This window comes from Pseudomonas sp. 6D_7.1_Bac1 (assembly GCF_025465945.1).
GTDB lineage: Bacteria > Pseudomonadota > Gammaproteobacteria > Pseudomonadales > Pseudomonadaceae > Aquipseudomonas.
Map to the genome: position 1 here is coordinate 1 of NZ_JANLNW010000063.1, position 17,236 is coordinate 17,236.

Here is a 17,236-nt window from a genome sequence, read left to right on the forward strand (position 1 = left end):
CTAAATAAATGAGATTGCCCGGGAGGCGAAATCGCCCGGTGGGTACCTGACTGTTATCAAGGAGCGTGCCAGGTCGTATCAGGCCCTTTAAAACCGAGGGGTTTGGCATTCTTCGAGGAGAAGTCAGGGGGGATTCAGGGAGGATTCAAGGAAAAGGTGCGCAAGAAGTTGCGCAGTGCTGCGCAACTTCTTGCGCACTCGGCTGGAGCCATTGATCGGCATGGCTTGCAGGGGGAATAGGAGGGGGATTCAGTCAGGTGACTGCGCAACTTCTTGCGCACAGAGGCATTGCGCCATCACTGCGGGACGGCCCGGAAGCCGTGCCCGTTTTTTCGGATGGGGGCTGCGGGTGTGTCAGCCGAGAAGGGACAGGCCGAGTGCGGTCGAGCACGCCTCAATCGAGCGCCGCTGTGTGTCGGCATACAACGCCAGTTCATCGATAGTCGGACGCCCCAGGGCCTGTTCAAACGCTTGCCGGTTCGAGTGCTCGCCGTAGTGGGTTTGTGCGGCGTCGCCGAGGTTCGACTGGAAGATCCCCGCTGCGCTGACCGGTAGAAAGTCTTCGTACACCAGTGGCACGGCGCGGATGTACTCAGCCTTGAGCAAGTCTTGCAAAGACGCTGAACCCAGCTCGTCGCTATCGGCGGCCAGGCCTTTTTCGGTGACGAGGTAGCGGAAGTAAGCCAGGCCTTGTTCACGCATCTCGCTGTAGTTGTCCGGGAAGGCTTTGAAATGCTGTTCCATCAGGCTGTTGTAGCGCGCCGCGTTGGCTTCGTTGGGGAAGTCCTTAAGTTCATCGCGGGCGGCGTTGAGCAGGCGGTCGTAGAGCGCACGACCTTCAGGGGTCAGCGCGGCGCCGCGTTGTTCGATTTCACCGAAGCGCGCGCTGTGGCTGCCGTGAGCCTGCTGCTGATCGGTGAAGGCGATAGGTTCATCCAGCGCCTTGAAACTGGTCTGGCGCAGCAGAATCGGGCAATGGCGGCGCGGTGGACCTTCGATAACGGCTTTGGGGGTGATGCCGTGTTCGGGCATCTTCGCCTGCACGATGTCGATGTCCAGCGTGCGCGGCGTCAGGTGGTTGATGTGCGGGCCTTTGAAGGCAACCACGTCGGCGATCAACCGATGCTGGGCGCTGAGTTGCTGGTATTGCGCGGCGGTGACGGTAGCGCTGTGGTGCCAGCGGAAGGTTTCCAGTGCTTGCTCGACAAAGTCCTCGGCTTGCTGCTCGTTGAGCCCGCCGTGTTGTTCGGCGTGTTCGATCAGCGCCAGTGCCTGCGCGGTGAAAATCGAACGCTTGGCCAGCACCGATTCGGCAAAGGCGCGCAGCTCGGGGTTTTCGATCAGTTCCAGGCGCAACAGCGAGGTGAACACCCGGAACGGGCTGAGCTGCAATGAGCTTTCATGCACGGCGCGAAATGCCGTGGAATGCACCGGCACCCCAGCCGGTGTCAGGTCGTAATAGCCGACCGGTTGCATGCCCATCACCGCGAACAAGCGGCAGAGGGTCGCCAGCTCTTGCGCGGTGCCGACGCGGATCGCGCCGTGACGTTCGAGGTCCAGGCGCTCGATTTCGCCGGTGGCGCGTAACTGCCGGGCAATCGCCGGATCGCTGTCGAGCACCTGGGCGTTGGTCTGCGCCACCAGTTCCATCAAGGCGCCGTACAGCGGCACTTCTTCGCGGTACATGTCTGACATCGCCCGCGAGAAGCGTTGGCGGATCAGGTCAGGGCTGACGACGTTCTGGTTGCTCATAAACACGAATCCCGGCGCAGTGACAGTGGAGTAGGCCGATTCTGTTCGGCACGGGCGGCGCTGACAAACGAAGTTTCTTCTGAACTTCATTCTGCAAATGACTGCTGCGTTCAGCGCAACACCTGGTCCACCAGCTCGATCCAGTGCCTGACCGGTGTACGTCCGGCGCTGGCGAGGTGCCTCTGACAACCGATGTTGGCGGTGACAATCAACTCCGGCCGGCCGCTTTCCAGAGCATTGAGCTTGTTATCACGCAGTTGCCGGGCGAGCACCGGTTGGGTCAATGAGTAGGTGCCGGCCGAGCCGCAGCACAGATGACTGTCGGGCACAGCGGTAAGATTGAAACCGAGGCGGGTCAGTAGTTCTTCGACTGCACCGCCGAGTTTTAGCGCGTGCTGCAAGGTGCACGGGCAATGGAAGGCGATCCGCCGTTCGGTGGCGGCGCACACACGTTCCAATGGCTCGTCGCGCAGAATCTCTACCAAGTCTTTGCTCATCGCGCTGACCCGTTCGGCCTTGGCCGCGTAGGCAGGATCGGTCTTGAGCAAATGCCCGTAATCCTTGATGAACGCACCACAGCCGCTGGCGGTTTGCACGATCGCCTCGGCGCCGTTTTCCAGTGCTGGCCACCAGGCGTCGATGTTCTGGCGGGCGCGCTGGAGTCCCTGTTCCTGGGCGTCGAGGTGATAGTCCAGCGCGCCGCAGCATCCGGCCTGCCTGACAGCGGTGACGCTGATGCCCAAGCGGTCTAGTACCCGCGCCGCAGCGGCATTGGTGTTCGGTGACAAACCCGGTTGCACGCAGCCTTCGAGCATCAGCACTTTTCGCAAATGCACCGAGGTTGGCCATTCTCCCGCTGACGGAATGTCGTGCGGCAGTTTGGCTTCGAGGTCGCGCGGCATCAGCGGTCGGAAGGTCGCACCGATCTGCAACAAGGCCTTGAACAGCCCGGGATTCGGTGCCATCGCCCGCAAGCCCTGGCGCAACACGCGCTGACTCGCTGAGCGCGGCACCGCCTGATCGACCACCGCGCGGCCGATGTCCAGCAGGTTGTGATAATCGACCCCGGACGGGCAGGTGGTTTCGCAGGCGCGGCACGACAGGCAGCGGTCCAGGTGCAATTGGGTCTGGGCGGTGGCGGGGTGGCCTTCGAGGACTTGCTTGATCAGGTAGATGCGCCCACGCGGGCCGTCCAGTTCATCGCCGAGCAACTGATAGGTCGGGCAGGTGGCGTTGCAAAATCCGCAATGCACGCAGGTGCGCAGAATGCTTTCGGCCTCTGCGGCGCGGGGCAGGCGTTTGGCCTGTTCGCTGAGGGTGGTCTGCATGCTTCAGAACTCCGCGTACATCCGGCCAGGGTTGAACAACCCCTGAGGGTCGAGTTGAGCTTTGAGCTGTTGGTGATAGCGCAACAGCGTCGGCGCCAACGGCTGGAACGGGGTGTCGCTGACACCATGGCTGTAGCAGGTCGCATGGCCGCCCAGATCGACGGCCAGCGACTGGATGTTCGGCGCCTCGGATTTCAACCAGCGTTGCGCGCCGCCCCAATCGATCAACTGCTCGCCGGGCAGCGCCAATGGACCGAGGTTGTTGGGCAATGACAGACGCCACAACGGTAGACCGGCATCGAAAAACGCCAGCTGTTGTTCATTCAACGCCTGCCAGTAAGCAGAGTCCAGCACCTCGCCGCCGAGTCGTTGATGGGCCGCACTCACCGAACCTTCGCCGCCCTCAAGACGCAGGTGCAAGTGTCGGCCGTCATGGCTCGCGGCGCTGATGGGCAGCGGTTGCTGGCCCCATTCAGCCAGTTTGCTCAAGGCCCGGGCGCTGTCGAGTTCCAGGCTGATGCTCAGGCACTGGCGTGGTTTTGGCAGGACCTTGAGCGAGACTTCGGTGATCACGCCGAGGCAACCAAAACTGCCGGTCAACAACCGCGACAGGTCATAACCGGCGACGTTTTTCATCACCTCACCGCCAAAGTGCAGCTGTTTGCCGTTGCCGGTGATCAGTCGCGTACCCAGCACAAAGTCGCGCACCGAACCGGCCCATGGCCGACGCGGGCCCGATAATCCTGAGGCGATCATGCCGCCGACCGTGGCATCTTCTCCGAAGGAGGGCGGCTCACAGGGCAGCATTTGCCCGGCCGAATCCAGCGCCGCCAGCAATTCCCTCAGCGGAGTACCGCAGCGGACGCTGATCACCAGTTCAGTCGGGTCGTAGCTGACGATGCCGCGATGGACGCGGGTATCGAGCACCTCGCCGGCGACCTCGCGACCGAGGAAGGCCTTGCTGCTGGCGCCTTGAATGCGCAGCGGCGTGGCGTTCTCCCGGGCCTGGTTGATCTGCTCCAGTAACTCCGCGCTGGCGTCCCTGTCCTGTTCGGTGCGCATCAGAAGCGCTCCAGTTCAGGGAAGGGCAATTGCCCGCCGTGAACATGCATGGCGCCGAATTCGGCGCAGCGGTGCAGGGTCGGAATGTTCTTGCCGGGGTTGAGCAGGCCTTGGGCATCGAAGGCCGCTTTTACCGCGTGAAATACCGTCAGCTCGTCGCTGTTGAACTGCGCGCACATCTGATTGATTTTCTCCCGACCGACGCCATGCTCGCCGGTGATACTGCCGCCGACCTTGACGCAGAGTTCGAGGATTTTGCCGCCGAGGGCTTCGGTGCGTTCCAGCTCGCCGGGCTGGTTGGCGTCGAACAGGATCAGCGGGTGCATGTTGCCGTCACCGGCGTGAAACACGTTGGCCACCCGCAAGCCGTATTCACTGGCAAGCCGGGCGATGCCTTTGAGCACGGCGGGTAATTCGCGGCGCGGGATGGTGCCGTCCATGCAGTAATAGTCCGGCGACAAGCGCCCGATCGCCGGAAACGCCGCTTTGCGTCCGGCCCAGAACTTCACCCGTTCAGCCTCGTCGCGAGCCTGGCGCACCTCACTGGCGCCGGCCTGTTCCAGCACTGCGCGAACCCGCAGGCAGTCATCGCGCACATCAGCTTCGACGCCATCGAGCTCGCACAGCAGAATCGCCTCGGCGTCCACCGGGTAGCCGGCGTGAATGAAGTCTTCGGCGGCGCGCAGGGCCAGGTTGTCCATCATCTCCAGACCTCCGGGTATGATCCCGGCGGCGATGATGTTCGCCACCGCGCGTCCGGCTTTTTCCACGGAATCGAAACTCGCCAGCAGCACCTTGGCCACCTGAGGTTTGGGCAGCAGTTTGACCGTGACTTCGGTGATGATCCCCAGCAACCCTTCGGAGCCGGTGAACAGCGCCAACAGGTCGAAACCCGCGCAGTCCAGCGCGTCAGAGCCCAAGGTCAGGCGTTCGCCCTCAATGGTGAGGATTTCCAGTTTCAGCAGGTTGTGCACGGTCAAACCGTACTTCAGGCAATGCACACCACCGGCGTTTTCCGCAACGTTACCGCCAATCGAGCAGGCGATCTGCGAGGACGGGTCTGGCGCGTAATACAGGCCAAACGGCGCAGCGGCCTGGGAAATCGCCAGGTTGCGCACCCCCGGCTGAACCCGCGCCGTGCGTGCGGCGGGGTCGATGTGCAGGATCTGGTTGAAACGCGCCATCACCAGCAGCACGCCTTTCTCCAACGGCAGCGCGCCTGCGGATAACCCGGTGCCTGCGCCGCGCGCCACCACGGGCACCCGATGGGCGTGGCAGAGTTTGAGCACGGCCTGAACCTGTTCTAGATAACGTGGCAACAGCACCAGCATCGGCGTGGTGCGATACGCCGAGAGCCCGTCGCACTCGTAGGGTTTGAGCTCTTCTTCGCGGTAGAGAATGTCCAAATCCGGCACCTGCTCGCGCAGGGCGTCGAGCAACGCCTCCTTGTCGACCGGGGGTAGAGCGCCGTCGATGCGTTCGTCGTAGAGGATGTTCATATCGCTCAGTGACCCTGGAGATCTGTGGCGAGGGGGCAAGCCCCAATGCCGATCAGTTAAGCTGAATACTGAACCTGTGGCGAGGGAGCTTGCTCCCGCTGGACTGCGTAGCAGTCCCATTTTTAGGGCCGCTTCGCGCCCCAGCGGGAGCAAGCTCCCTCGCCACAACGTGTTGCGTTATGGCTGGTATCCGACAGCAAACGTCGACGCAGGTCCATTGTCATTTATAGTCAAATTTTCGACAGCGGGCCTTCCCGCAGGTCTATTTCGGGCCGCCGGGCGGTGATGGCTATTTGATTTCGCCCTGATAGACTCCCAGACATCCCTGTCTAAGTTACTCGGTGTTTCAGGTCAGCAGTAAAGAGGAGCTTTGGCCCCCTATGCAACCTAACGGAGGAAAGGGACTTTCACTGGCCAGGAGGCTCTACACGTCGCGAACCCTGGGGATGGTCCTGGGCCTGCTCTGCGTGGGCGCGGCGATCATCCCACTCAATCCACCGCATTGGCTGTTGGCGCTGATGCTGTTCAACGGCCTTATCTGGCCGCACCTGGCCTATCAATGGGCGCGCCATTCGCACACGCCTTACCACGCCGAACACCGCAACGTGTTGATCGACTCGTTCGTGGGCGGGTTCTGGGTCGCTGCCATGCAGTTCAATCCCTTACCCAGCACCGTCACGTTGTCGATGATGGCAATGAACAACGTCGCCCTCGGTGGCTTGCGTTTTCTGCTCGCGGGTATGGTGGCTCAGTTGCTGGGTATGGGCGCCGGGTTACTGCTCTTCTTCCCCGTGTTTATCCCTCAGACCAGCCCGGTTCAGCTGTATGCCTGCTTGCCATTGCTGACGCTGTACCCCTTGATGCTGGGCTGGATCTGCTTTCGCCAGGCCCACACACTGGGCAAACACAAACGCGAACTGCTGGCCCTGAGCCGCACCGACAGCCTGACCGGGCTGTTGAACCATGGCACCTGGAAGGATGCGCTGGACATCGAGTTCCAGCGCTGTCAGCGCCAGCAGCAGGGCGGGGCGATTGCCTTGATCGACATCGACCACTTCAAGATCATCAACGACAGTTACGGCCATGTGGCCGGCGATATCGTGTTGCGTCAGCTGAGCAAAATCCTCAAGCAAAACCTGCGTGCGAGTGACGTGGCCGGGAGGTATGGCGGAGACGAGTTCTGCGTGATCCTGCCTGACGTACCTCTGGCCCACGCTGCCCAGGCGATGGACGCTTTGCGTGATCGATTTTCGGGGTTGGGTTACGAGCAAAATCCGGCGTTGAAAGTCAGCCTGAGCATCGGCCTGGCGGCGTTCGACCCGATGCACAGCGAAGCCCTGCAGTGGCTCAACGATGCCGATGAGGCGCTGTATGCGGCCAAGACCACCGGGCGCAACCGGGTTATCTGCCATGCCGATGGGCTGGTGCAGCGGGTGACGATGGGGGCGGTTTGAGTACGCATAAACAAGCGCGACCCGTCGTAGCAGCTGTCGAGCTTGCGAGGCTGCGTTCGAGGACGAAGTCCTCGCAAATCCTGCGTACACGGTTTGCCTGAAAGAATGCGCCGCCTGATTTTACGACCGCTGCGCGGCCGAACGCAGCCTCGCAGGCTCGGCAGCTGCTACGGGGCATCGTCACTCCAACCCATTGAGGTGCTCACGGTCCTCAAAACCACCCCACAACTTTCCAAGACCTTTCCGACACCGTACCCTGTTGCCGCGTCTCAGCGTCGCTCCTATAGTTCGAGCTCGCGGCAAACTCCGCGAAAGACCTTGGCCGGTCGGAAAATGACTACGTTTCAGCGTCAAAAACACCGTTGCAGACGTTTTTTTTGTGTCTGCAATATCGTGTTATGGCAGCTGTGTGCGGGACACCTTCGGGTGTGCCGGTGTGTCAACAATGAGTAAAAACCATGAACGACCAAGTCATGCCTCGCTACCTCCCCGTCGACACCTACGATTCCGCAACCCCCGTGCTCTTCATCAACACCCACAAAGAACTCAGCGACCTGGCCGCCTGCGCCGCGCATCGCTTTACCGTGGTTCGCGACCTGATGGACACCTTGACCAGCCTGTCCCTCAAAGGCATTTCCGACTGCGACCTGACCCGCGTCACCCGTGGCGTGCATTTGCTCACCCGTGAAGGTTGTGCGGTGCTGGAGGTGATTCAGTTGCGGGTGGGGCAACTGGAGGAAGGGTACAAAGCCAAGCCCTAGCGGCTACCGGCAATCAGTCAAAGTGCAAAACCTGTGGGAGCGAGCCTGCTCGCGAAGAGGCCATCACATTCAACATCTATGTTGGCTGATACACCGTCATCGCGAGCAGGCTCGCTCCCACACGAGTCTTGCTTCGTTTTACAGAACGTATTGCCATTCACTGAATGGCATTAGCCCTAGTGGCTTGGTTCTGTAGGAGGTCTTCAGGTTATTGGCGTGCTGATGAACGCCGGCAGCTGTTCGGCGTAGGCGGTGAACGCGCTGATCTTCGGAAACTGCGCCACATCGACCTGATCCGGCACCACCAGATTTGTGAAGCTCCAGGCCACGGCAAGGGTGATGCCAGCCTGATCGAGGACGCCGTTCATGTTCAGCGGGTGCTTGTCCAGTTCCTGTTCCAGCACCGAATACGCCGCCAGCAACTGCCCGCTCACACGTTCCAGCCACGGTTCATGCTGTTTCTCGGTGGGTCGCAAAGTGCGCTCGTAATAGATCTGCACCGACTTCTCGCAGGCTGCCAGGGCCAGGCCGATCAGTCGCAACGAACGCAGGCGTTGGTCCAGCTGCGTTGGCATCAGGCTTGTGTCCGGGCCGCTCAAGGCTTCGAGGTAGTCGATGATCAAGGTCGAGTCCATCAGCACTTCGCCGTTGTCCAGCACCAGCGTCGGGGCCTTGACCACCGGGTTGATCTGCTGGAACTGCGCAAAATGGCGGAACACCGACACCGAGGCGTGCTCGAACGGGATGTCCAGCGACTTCAGGCTAATGGCGACGCGTCTTACATAAGGTGAATCGAGCATTCCGACCAGCTTCATGTACAGCTCCTTGGGTGATGGGCAGGCAGTGCGCCGCTAATTTAGCGGGAAACCGGTGACCTTCGCCACTGTCGCAAAAGCTTAATGCGCAGGTGCCGGGGGAGTGCATTCGGGCTCAGCCGCTATGCTTGAGAGTTAAAGCACCTGAGTGGTTCTGGAGGTCTGCCATGTCCGCCGAAAAAACTGCGCTCGTCCTCGCCGGTGGCGGCAGCCTCGGTGCGGTTCAGGTTGGCATGTTGCAGGCGCTGGTCGAAGCGGGCGTGGTATTCGACCTGGTGATCGGTGCGTCGGTCGGCGCCATCAACGGTGCGTACTTCGCAGCAAAGCCGAACGCGCAAGGGGTGGCCGAGCTGGCGGACTTCTGGCGCAGTTTGCGCAAGGCCGATGTGTTTCCGTTTTCGTTGTTCGATAGCCTGTCGGCGATTTTTCGGCGCAGAGGCTTTCTGTTGCAGTCTGCGGCGCTGGAGCATCTGGTGCGGCGGGCGTTGCCCTTCAAGCAGATCGAAGACACCGAGCTGCCGCTGTACATCGTCACCACCAATTTGCTCACCGGCGCCGAAGAACTGCTGTCCAGCGGCAGTGCCGAGCAGGCCTTGCTGGCCAGTGCGGCAATTCCATTGGTGTTTCCGTGTGTGCAGATCGGCGACAAGCTGTTGGTCGACGGCGGCGTGGCCAGCAATACACCGATTGCCAGTGCGGTGTACCTGGGTGCGACGCGGATTGTGGTGGTGCCGACCGGATTCGGCTGTGCCATGCCCAGTCCGCCCTCGGGGTTGGTGGCGTTGGCGCTGCACACCTTGAACCTGATGAGCATGCGCCAACTGGTGCGCGACATTGAGCTGTACTCACCGCGAGCGGCGATTCATGTGGTCGCGCCGCTGTGTCCGCTGGGGATTTCGGTGTTCGATTTCACCCAGACCGATCAACTGCTGCAACGCGCTTATCAGTCGACCCAGGCCTGGATCGAGGAGGGCGGGCTGGTTCGTACCGGGGTGCCCGGATCGTTGCAGGCCCATACCCATCATGGCGGTGAGGGTCAGTCCTCGAACCCGACCTGCTCGTGAATCTCATCCATCTTCAGCTCCAGGCGATAGGCCACGGCGATGAACAGCGCCTGGCACAGGCACAAGGTCGCACTCAGCGAGCGGAACGCAAACGAGGAGCCTTCATTGACCAGCAGCACGGTATTCGCCCGTTTGGCCAGCGGCGACAGGTTGCTGTCGGTGATGATCAGGGTTTTCGCCTGATGGTGCTGGGCGATGCGCAGGCAGTGCTGGGTTTCCTTGCCATAGGGCGTGAAGCTGATGGCGATCACCAGGTCATTGGCCCGCACGCTGCGCATTTGCTCGCGGTAGCTACCGCCCAGTCCCGAGACCAGGTGAATGCGCTTGTTGGTGTGTTGCAGGTTGTACACCAGGTAATCGGCCACCGCGAATGAGCGGCGCACCCCGACCACGTAGATGTTGTCGGCATTGACCACCAGGTCCACGGCTTTCTCGAACGACTGGTCATCCAGCTCCAGGCCCAGGCGCTCGATGCCCGACAGTGTGGCGTTGATGCACTCGCGCGCCAGGTCACCGCCGCTGGCCTTCTGCGACTTGTTGGCGATCATGCTGCGAATGCGCTGCTGGTAGTTTTGTACTGGCGTGGTCTTGTGGGTATACGCCTCGCGGAACAACGCCTGCATTTCGCTGAAACCGCTGAAACCGAAGCGCTGCGAGAAACGCACGATGGCCGAGGGATGCACTTCGCATTCGCGGGCGATGTCGCTGATGCGGTCGACCATGATCCGGTCGCTCTGCTGGCTCATGTAGCTGGCGATGCGTTTGAGCTGGCGCGGCAGGCTTTCGTATTCGTTGGTGATGAGCACCAACAAGCGCTCGGCATTGATCGGGGGGCTGGCGAGGTCGCTTTGCGGCGTGGTCTCGGCGGTAGCCGGCTGATCGGTGCGGGACATAAATAATCCTTCTGGCTTGTTCTTACAGGGCCGCTCGGTGAAGCGTTGCCCATGACAATAGGTTGGCTGTGCGCAGTCTACAGGGTAGGCGTGAATAAAATCTTGAGTGGTGGGTCAGCCAGACAGGTGCTGAAACGATGCAGTGTGTCTGGAGCAGCTCTGCAAAAGTTTAATGGAAAAAATATTCCACGTAAAAATTTATTAGAATAAATATTGATTTGTGGGCGCCGCCCGTTTTAGTCTGCATCCACCAAGAGTGTTCGGCGCCACCACCGCCCGAACGCAGGCTGATAAAAATAACAGGAGCCAGCATGGGCCAGACTCGTTTTGCCAGTGGGCGTCAATTGGATCTGATTTGCCTCGGGCGCCTTGGCGTCGACCTCTATGCGCAGCAAGTCGGTGCGCGGCTGGAGGATGTTTCAAGCTTCGCCAAGTACCTCGGAGGATCGTCCGCCAACATCGCGTTTGGCACGGCCCGACTGGGGCTGAAGTCGGCCATGCTCAGTCGGGTCGGCGATGACCACATGGGGCGTTTCCTGCTCGAATCCCTGGCCCGCGAAGGTTGTGACGTCAGCGGCATCAAGGTCGATCCGGAGCGCCTCACCGCCATGGTCCTGCTGGGCCTCAAGGACCGCGAAACCTTTCCGTTGGTGTTCTACCGCGAAAACTGCGCCGACATGGCCCTGCGCGCCGAAGACATCAGCGAAGCCTTTATTGCCTCCAGCAAAGCCTTGCTGATCACCGGCACTCACTTTTCTACTGACGGCGTCTATAAAACGAGCCTCCAGGCCCTGGAGTACGCCGAAAAGCACAACGTCAAACGCATTCTCGACATCGACTACCGCCCGGTGCTCTGGGGCCTGGCGGGCAAGGCGGATGGCGAAACCCGTTTTGTCGCCGACCAGCAGGTCAGCCAGCACGTACAGAAAATCCTCCCGCGATTCGACCTGATCGTCGGCACCGAAGAGGAGTTCCTGATTGCCGGTGGCGCCGAAGACTTGTTGAGCGCGTTGCGTAACGTGCGACGCCTGACGGCAGCGACTCTGGTGGTCAAGCTCGGGCCGCAAGGCTGCACGGTGATTCACGGGGCGATTCCGGTACATCTCGAAGACGGCGCGATTTATCCCGGCGTGCGGGTCGAAGTGCTCAACGTACTGGGCGCCGGTGATGCGTTCATGTCGGGCTTCCTCAGTGGCTGGCTGATCGATGCCAGCGACGAACGTTGCTGCCAGTTGGCCAATGCCTGCGGCGGTCTAGTGGTTTCACGCCACGCCTGCGCCCCGGCGATGCCGACCCGTGCCGAGCTGGATTACCTGTTCAACAGCCCGGTGCCAATCACCCGGCCAGATCAGGACGTCGTGTTGCAACGCTTGCATCAGGTCAGCGTGCCACGCAAAGCCTGGAAGCAACTGTTCATCTTTGCCTTCGACCACCGTGGGCAACTGGTGGAGCTGGCGCAAAAGGGCGGTCGCGACCTGAGCAGTATTGGCGAGCTCAAGCAGTTGTTCATCCAGGCCGTGGAGCGGGTCGAAGCGGACCTGCGTCGGCAGGGCATAGACGCCGATGTCGGTCTGCTGGCTGACCAGCGTTTCGGCCAGGATTCATTGAATGCCGCCACCGGTCGTGGCTGGTGGGTGGCGCGGCCGGTGGAAGTGCAAGGTTCACGACCGCTGGCCTTCGAACATGGCCGGTCGATTGGCAGCAACCTGATCGCCTGGCCGCAGGAACAGATCATCAAGTGCCTGGTGCAATTTCACCCGGACGACGAGCCGCTGTTGCGCCTGGAACAGGAAGCACAGATCAAGGGCCTGTATCAGGCGGCGCAGGTCAGCGGCCACGAGTTGCTGCTGGAAATCATCCCGCCCAAGGATCATCCGTCACCGCATCCAGACGTGCTCTATCGCGCCATCAAGCGCCTGTACAACCTCGGTATTTTTCCGGCGTGGTGGAAGATCGAAGCGCAAAGTGCCGCTGAGTGGAAACAGCTCGACGAACTGATTCAGGAACGCGACCCCTATTGCCGAGGTGTGGTGTTGCTGGGGCTGAATGCACCGGCTGCGGCGCTGGCCGAAGGTTTTCAGCAGGCCAGCCTGAGTAAGACCTGTCGTGGTTTTGCCGTCGGCCGGACGATTTTCCAGGAACCGAGCCGAGCGTGGCTGGCGGGTGAGATCGATGACGAAGCGCTGATCCAGAGAGTGCAGGGCACGTTTGTCGAACTTATCGATGCCTGGCGCGCTGCCCGTAATCGACACTGATTTTTGATTGAAATGCGATACCTGTGGGAGCGAGCCTGCTCGCGATAGCGGTACGACAGCCAACATCAATGTTGAATGTTATTCAGTCATCGCGAGCAGGCTCGCTCCCACAGGGTTGATGTCGTTTTCAACAGATTTATATAGAAAACAATAATAGGTGCAGCCATGCCCGCTATCCGAATTGGCATCAACCCGATTTCCTGGAGCAACGACGACCTGCCGTCCCTTGGTGGGGAAACCCCGCTGAGCACTGCGCTGAGCGAAGGCAAGGAAATCGGCTACGAAGGTTTTGAGCTCAACGGCAAGTTCCCCAAGGACGCCAAAGATGTCGGCGACGTGCTGCGGCCTTACGATCTGGCGCTGGTCTCTGGCTGGTATTCCAGCCGCTTGGTGCGGCGTTCGGTGGCTGAAGAGATCGACGCCATCGGCAGCCATGTCGAGCTGTTGGCGAAGAATGGCGCCACAGTGCTGGTGTACGGCGAAGTCGCCGATTCGATTCAGGGTCAGCGGATTCCTCTGGTCGAGCGCCCGCGTTTTCACACCGAGCAGGCCTGGCAGGAATACGCCGACAAACTCACCGAGCTTGCACGTTTCACCCTGTCCCAAGGCGTGCGTCTGGCCTATCACCACCACATGGGCGCCTACGTCGAATCGCCAGCGGACATCGATAAATTGATGTCCCTGACTGGTAGCGAAGTGGGTCTGCTGTTCGATTCGGGCCATTGCTACATGGGCGGTGGCGAACCGCTCGAAGTACTGCGCAAACACATCGGGCGCATCTGCCACGTGCACTTCAAGGACGTGCGCAAACCGGTGGTGCAACTGGCGCGTAACAACCTCTGGAGCTTCCCGGACTGCATCATCAATGGCACGTTCACCGTGCCCGGCGACGGTGATATCGACTTTGCCGCGCTGCTGGAGGTGCTGCTGGCCGCCGATTATCACGGCTGGCTGGTGGTCGAGGCCGAGCAAGATCCCGCCGTCGCACCGAGCTATGTCTACGCCAAGAAAGGTTACGACACCTTGCGCGGTTTGCTCGACCAGAGGACCGGACAATGAGCCTGCTGGTCAAGAGCAACGCAAAGGGCCGGACCATGGTCGAGTTGGCGGCCGGCGCGCTGGAATACGTCGGTTTCGCCGCCTATCGCCTGAGCCTCGGCGAAACCCTGCCGGTCAGCGCAGGCGATAAAGAGTTGTGCCTGGTGCTGCTCAGCGGCCGGGTTGATGTCAGCGGTGAGGCGCCAGGGCAGGGCGCGTTCAACTGGGACAACATCGGCGACCGCCACTCGGTGTTCGAAGACAAGTCTCCGTTCGCCGCCTACCTACCGCCCGGCAGTCAGGCGCAGATCGTTGCCCTCAGCGATGTACAGATTGCTGTGTGCGCCGCTCCTGGCTCGACATCGGCAAGCTTCGGCCCGCGGCTGATCACCCCCGACAGCATGAAGCGCAGCGTGCGCGGCAAGGGCGCCAATACCCGTTACGTCTGCGACATCCTGCCGGACACCGCGCCGGCGCATTCGCTGCTGGTGGTGGAGGTGCGCACGCCGTCCGGGCATTCGTCGAGTTACCCGCCGCACAAGCACGACACCGACGACCTGCCGCACCAGAGCTTTCTCGAAGAGACCTACTACCACCAGATCAACCCGCCGCAAGGCTTCGTTTTTCAGCGGGTCTACACCGATGACCGTTCCATCGATCAGGCCATGGCCGTGGAAAACAGCGATCTGGTGGTGGTGCCCAAGGGCTATCACCCGGTCAGCGTGCCTTATGGCTACGAGTCGTATTACCTGAACGTCATGGCCGGCCCCAAACGTGTCTGGCAGTTCCATAACGATCCGCAGCACAGCTGGCTGCTGGACCTCTGAATTCTGAAGACTGAGCGGAGAACAATAACAATGAGTGATGCCCCGATTATCGGCCACTACCTCAACGGCCAGGTGCAGGACACTGGCAGTGAGCGCTTCAGCAATGTGTTCAACCCGGCCACTGGCACCATTCAGGCGCGGGTCGGGCTGGCCAGCCAGCAGACTGTCGATGAGGCCGTGGCCTCGGCGCTACGGGCGTTCCCGGCCTGGTCCGAGCAATCGTCGCTGCGCCGCTCGCGGGTGATGTTCAAGTTCAAGGAACTGCTCGACCGTCATCACAATGAACTGGCAGAAATCATCAGCCGCGAACACGGTAAAGTCTTTTCCGACGCCAAGGGTGAAGTCACTCGCGGCATCGAGATCGTCGAGTACGCCTGCGGCGCGCCGAACCTGCTGAAAACCGAGTTCAGCGACAACATTGGTGGCGGCATCGACAACTGGAACCTGCGTCAGCCACTGGGCGTCTGCGCCGGGGTTACGCCGTTCAACTTCCCGGTGATGGTGCCACTGTGGATGATTCCGCTGGCCCTGGTCACCGGCAACTGCTTCATCCTCAAACCGTCCGAGCGCGATCCGTCGGCCAGTTTGCTGATGGCGCGCCTGCTCACTGAAGCCGGTTTGCCGGACGGTGTGTTCAACGTGGTGCAGGGCGACAAGAGCGCGGTCGATGCCTTGTTGCAGCACCCGGACATCGAAGCGATTTCGTTTGTCGGTTCGACGCCGATTGCCGAGTACATCCACCAGCAAGCCACGGCCCGTGGCAAGCGCGTGCAAGCGCTGGGCGGGGCGAAGAACCACATGATCGTGATGCCTGACGCCGATCTGGATCAGGCCGCCGATGCGCTGATGGGCGCCGCTTACGGCTCGGCCGGCGAGCGCTGCATGGCAATCTCGATTGCCGTGGCAGTGGGCGATGTCGGTGACAAGCTGATCGCCAAACTGCTGCCGCGTATCGATCAGCTGAAGGTCGGCAACGGCATGCTGGGCGACAGCGACATGGGCCCGCTGGTTACCGCCGAGCACAAGGCCAAGGTCGAAGGCTTCATCGATCAAGGCGTGGCCCAGGGCGCGCAGCTGATCGTCGATGGGCGGAATTTCAAAGTGCCGGGCGCGGAGGATGGCTTCTTTGTCGGTGCGACCCTGTTCGACAAGGTCACCACCGAGATGAGCATTTACCAGCAGGAAATCTTCGGTCCGGTGCTGGGCATCGTTCGGGTGCCGGACTTTGCCAGCGCCGTGGCGCTGATCAACGCTCATGAGTTTGGCAACGGCGTGTCCTGCTTTACCAGCGATGGCGGTATCGCTCGAGCGTTTGCCCGCACCATCAAGGTCGGCATGGTCGGCATCAACGTACCGATTCCGGTGCCCATGGCCTGGCACTCCTTTGGTGGCTGGAAGCGCTCGCTGTTCGGCGATCACCATGCCTACGGTGAAGAAGGCATCCGCTTTTATAGCCGCTACAAAAGCGTCATGCAGCGCTGGCCGGACAGCATCGCCAAAGGCCCTGAATTCAGCATGCCCACCGCCAAGTAGGCGACCTTTATCTTTGAATGCGGAGAACAAGAATAATGAGCCAGCCCCTGCGTTTCGCCCTGAACCGTATGGTCGCCCCACGTTTGTCACTGCCTGAGTTCATTGAACTGGCGGTCACGCTGAAAGCCGATGCCATCGAGATCCGCAACGACCTCAAGGGCATCGAGATCGAAGACGGCACGCCGCCTGAGCGCGTACGTCAGTTGTGCCGGGCCAACGGGATCAGTGTGCTGTCGATCAACGCGCTGTACCCGTTCGATGTGTGGAACGACGAGCGCCGTGCGCAAACCCTGAAACTCGCCGCCTATGCCCGTGATTGCGGTGCGCAAGGGCTGGTGATGTGTCCGCTAAATGATCGCGCCGACCCGCGCAACGAAGCTGAACGCAACGCTGGCCTGCGTACCGCGTTGAGCGAACTGGCGCCGATCCTGCGCGAATACGGGATTCTCGGTTTCATCGAACCGCTGGGCTTCGAAGAGTGTTCACTGCGGCGCAAGCGCACGGCGGTGGACGCGATCAAGACCATTGGCGGCCTGGATGTGTTCCGTCTGGTGCACGACACCTTTCACCATCATCTGGCCGGTGAATACGAGTTCTTCCCCGAGTTGACCGGGTTGGTGCACATCTCCGGTGTCGACGACGCGCAAGCGCCGCTGGCGACCATTCGCGACGGCCATCGAGTGCTGGTGGGCGAGGGCGATATCCTCGGCAACGCGGCGCAGATCGATACCTTGCTCAGCACCGGTTACACCGGCTACCTGTCATTCGAGCCGTTTGCCGAGAGCGTGCATGGGCTGGCGGATATCCGACAGGCAATCGGCGCGAGTATGGATCACCTGAAGAACTCTTTGGCCTGACACCGCTACCGGGCTAATGGAGATCAACTGTGGGAGCGAGCCTGCTCGCGATGGCGATGTACCAGGCGCCCCCCCGTTGCGCCCCAACCCCCCCCGCC

Annotated in this window: 15 protein-coding genes; 8 read left to right on the forward strand and 7 right to left on the reverse strand. The window is 61.2% G+C overall.

Annotated features, from left to right (window positions below; translation table 11 throughout):
• Positions 1-354: 354 nt before the first annotated feature.
• The 4 genes from NTD87_RS17050 to glcD form a co-directional block, all read right to left on the reverse strand.
• Entirely contained in the window at positions 355-1,752 is a 1,398-nt protein-coding gene (locus NTD87_RS17050) for a VOC family protein (protein ID WP_262115176.1), read from the reverse strand.
• Between the two features lie 110 nt (positions 1,753-1,862).
• Complete coding sequence (glcF, locus tag NTD87_RS17055) at positions 1,863-3,080, reverse strand: glycolate oxidase subunit GlcF (RefSeq protein WP_262115178.1); 1,218 nt, start codon at positions 3,078-3,080, stop codon at positions 1,863-1,865.
• A gap of 3 nt (positions 3,081-3,083) precedes the next feature.
• The gene (gene glcE / locus NTD87_RS17060) at positions 3,084-4,142 is read right to left on the reverse strand and encodes a glycolate oxidase subunit GlcE (RefSeq protein WP_262115179.1); all 1,059 of its coding nucleotides are present in this window, start codon (positions 4,140-4,142) and stop codon (positions 3,084-3,086) included.
• Positions 4,142-5,641 carry a glycolate oxidase subunit GlcD gene (gene glcD / locus NTD87_RS17065; protein ID WP_262115181.1) on the reverse strand — a complete coding sequence of 500 codons (1,500 nt, stop codon included), beginning with the start codon at positions 5,639-5,641 and terminating at the stop codon, positions 4,142-4,144. Before glcD ends, glcE begins: the two co-directional genes overlap by 1 nt.
• Positions 5,642-6,021: 380 nt before the next feature.
• Here glcD and NTD87_RS17070 point away from each other — a divergent pair, with 380 nt between their 5' ends.
• Entirely contained in the window at positions 6,022-7,095 is a 1,074-nt protein-coding gene (locus NTD87_RS17070; RefSeq protein WP_262115182.1) for a diguanylate cyclase, read from the forward strand.
• Between the two features lie 458 nt (positions 7,096-7,553).
• Positions 7,554-7,856, forward strand: a complete 303-nt coding sequence (locus NTD87_RS17075; protein ID WP_262115183.1) for a hypothetical protein — start codon at positions 7,554-7,556, stop codon at positions 7,854-7,856.
• Between the two features lie 203 nt (positions 7,857-8,059).
• Here the strand turns inward: NTD87_RS17075 and NTD87_RS17080 are convergent, their stop codons facing one another.
• Positions 8,060-8,671 carry a glutathione S-transferase gene (locus NTD87_RS17080; protein ID WP_262115185.1) on the reverse strand — a complete coding sequence of 204 codons (612 nt, stop codon included), beginning with the start codon at positions 8,669-8,671 and terminating at the stop codon, positions 8,060-8,062.
• A 167-nt stretch (positions 8,672-8,838) separates the two neighbouring features.
• Here NTD87_RS17080 and NTD87_RS17085 point away from each other — a divergent pair, with 167 nt between their 5' ends.
• Positions 8,839-9,735, forward strand: a complete 897-nt coding sequence (locus tag NTD87_RS17085; protein WP_262115186.1) for a patatin-like phospholipase family protein — start codon at positions 8,839-8,841, stop codon at positions 9,733-9,735.
• Here the strand turns inward: NTD87_RS17085 and NTD87_RS17090 are convergent.
• Positions 9,708-10,628 carry a MurR/RpiR family transcriptional regulator gene (locus tag NTD87_RS17090; RefSeq protein ID WP_262115187.1) on the reverse strand — a complete coding sequence of 307 codons (921 nt, stop codon included), beginning with the start codon at positions 10,626-10,628 and terminating at the stop codon, positions 9,708-9,710. The two genes, NTD87_RS17085 and NTD87_RS17090, sit on opposite strands and share 28 nt — an antisense overlap.
• 169 nt (positions 10,629-10,797) lie before the next feature.
• Positions 10,798-10,941: a hypothetical protein gene (locus tag NTD87_RS17095; protein WP_262115189.1), complete on the reverse strand. Its 144-nt coding sequence runs from the start codon at positions 10,939-10,941 to the stop codon at positions 10,798-10,800.
• On the opposite strand from NTD87_RS17095, the gene iolC reads away from it, so the two are divergent.
• The 5 genes from iolC (at position 10,940) to NTD87_RS17120 (ending at position 17,138) form a co-directional block, all read left to right on the forward strand.
• Entirely contained in the window at positions 10,940-12,883 is a 1,944-nt protein-coding gene (gene iolC / locus NTD87_RS17100) for a bifunctional 5-dehydro-2-deoxygluconokinase/5-dehydro-2-deoxyphosphogluconate aldolase (protein ID WP_262115190.1), read from the forward strand. The two genes, NTD87_RS17095 and iolC, sit on opposite strands and share 2 nt — an antisense overlap.
• 165 nt (positions 12,884-13,048) lie before the next feature.
• Positions 13,049-13,942 (forward strand): myo-inosose-2 dehydratase, encoded by an 894-nt coding sequence (gene iolE / locus NTD87_RS17105; protein WP_262115191.1) that lies wholly within the window; start codon positions 13,049-13,051, stop codon positions 13,940-13,942.
• On the forward strand, positions 13,939-14,748 hold the full coding sequence (iolB, locus tag NTD87_RS17110) for a 5-deoxy-glucuronate isomerase (protein ID WP_262115192.1): 810 nt from the start codon (positions 13,939-13,941) through the stop codon (positions 14,746-14,748). Before iolE ends, iolB begins: the two co-directional genes overlap by 4 nt.
• A gap of 30 nt (positions 14,749-14,778) precedes the next feature.
• Positions 14,779-16,281, forward strand: coding sequence for a CoA-acylating methylmalonate-semialdehyde dehydrogenase (locus NTD87_RS17115; RefSeq protein WP_262115194.1), 1,503 nt, complete (start codon positions 14,779-14,781; stop codon positions 16,279-16,281).
• A 35-nt stretch (positions 16,282-16,316) separates the two neighbouring features.
• On the forward strand, positions 16,317-17,138 hold the full coding sequence (locus NTD87_RS17120) for a TIM barrel protein (protein ID WP_262115196.1): 822 nt from the start codon (positions 16,317-16,319) through the stop codon (positions 17,136-17,138).
• Positions 17,139-17,236 lie beyond the last annotated feature (98 nt).

Coding starts and splice junctions, on each gene's coding strand:
- NTD87_RS17050 (WP_262115176.1), bottom strand. CDS start 1,752: ATGAGCAACCAGAACGTCGTCAGCCCTGACCTGATCCGCCAACGCTTC.
- glcF (WP_262115178.1), bottom strand. CDS start 3,080: ATGCAGACCACCCTCAGCGAACAGGCCAAACGCCTGCCCCGCGCCGCA.
- glcE (WP_262115179.1), bottom strand. CDS start 4,142: ATGCGCACCGAACAGGACAGGGACGCCAGCGCGGAGTTACTGGAGCAG.
- glcD (WP_262115181.1), bottom strand. CDS start 5,641: ATGAACATCCTCTACGACGAACGCATCGACGGCGCTCTACCCCCGGTC.
- NTD87_RS17070 (WP_262115182.1), top strand. CDS start 6,022: ATGCAACCTAACGGAGGAAAGGGACTTTCACTGGCCAGGAGGCTCTAC.
- NTD87_RS17075 (WP_262115183.1), top strand. CDS start 7,554: ATGAACGACCAAGTCATGCCTCGCTACCTCCCCGTCGACACCTACGAT.
- NTD87_RS17080 (WP_262115185.1), bottom strand. CDS start 8,671: ATGAAGCTGGTCGGAATGCTCGATTCACCTTATGTAAGACGCGTCGCC.
- NTD87_RS17085 (WP_262115186.1), top strand. CDS start 8,839: ATGTCCGCCGAAAAAACTGCGCTCGTCCTCGCCGGTGGCGGCAGCCTC.
- NTD87_RS17090 (WP_262115187.1), bottom strand. CDS start 10,628: ATGTCCCGCACCGATCAGCCGGCTACCGCCGAGACCACGCCGCAAAGC.
- iolC (WP_262115190.1), top strand. CDS start 10,940: ATGGGCCAGACTCGTTTTGCCAGTGGGCGTCAATTGGATCTGATTTGC.
- NTD87_RS17095 (WP_262115189.1), bottom strand. CDS start 10,941: ATGCTGGCTCCTGTTATTTTTATCAGCCTGCGTTCGGGCGGTGGTGGC.
- iolE (WP_262115191.1), top strand. CDS start 13,049: ATGCCCGCTATCCGAATTGGCATCAACCCGATTTCCTGGAGCAACGAC.
- iolB (WP_262115192.1), top strand. CDS start 13,939: ATGAGCCTGCTGGTCAAGAGCAACGCAAAGGGCCGGACCATGGTCGAG.
- NTD87_RS17115 (WP_262115194.1), top strand. CDS start 14,779: ATGAGTGATGCCCCGATTATCGGCCACTACCTCAACGGCCAGGTGCAG.
- NTD87_RS17120 (WP_262115196.1), top strand. CDS start 16,317: ATGAGCCAGCCCCTGCGTTTCGCCCTGAACCGTATGGTCGCCCCACGT.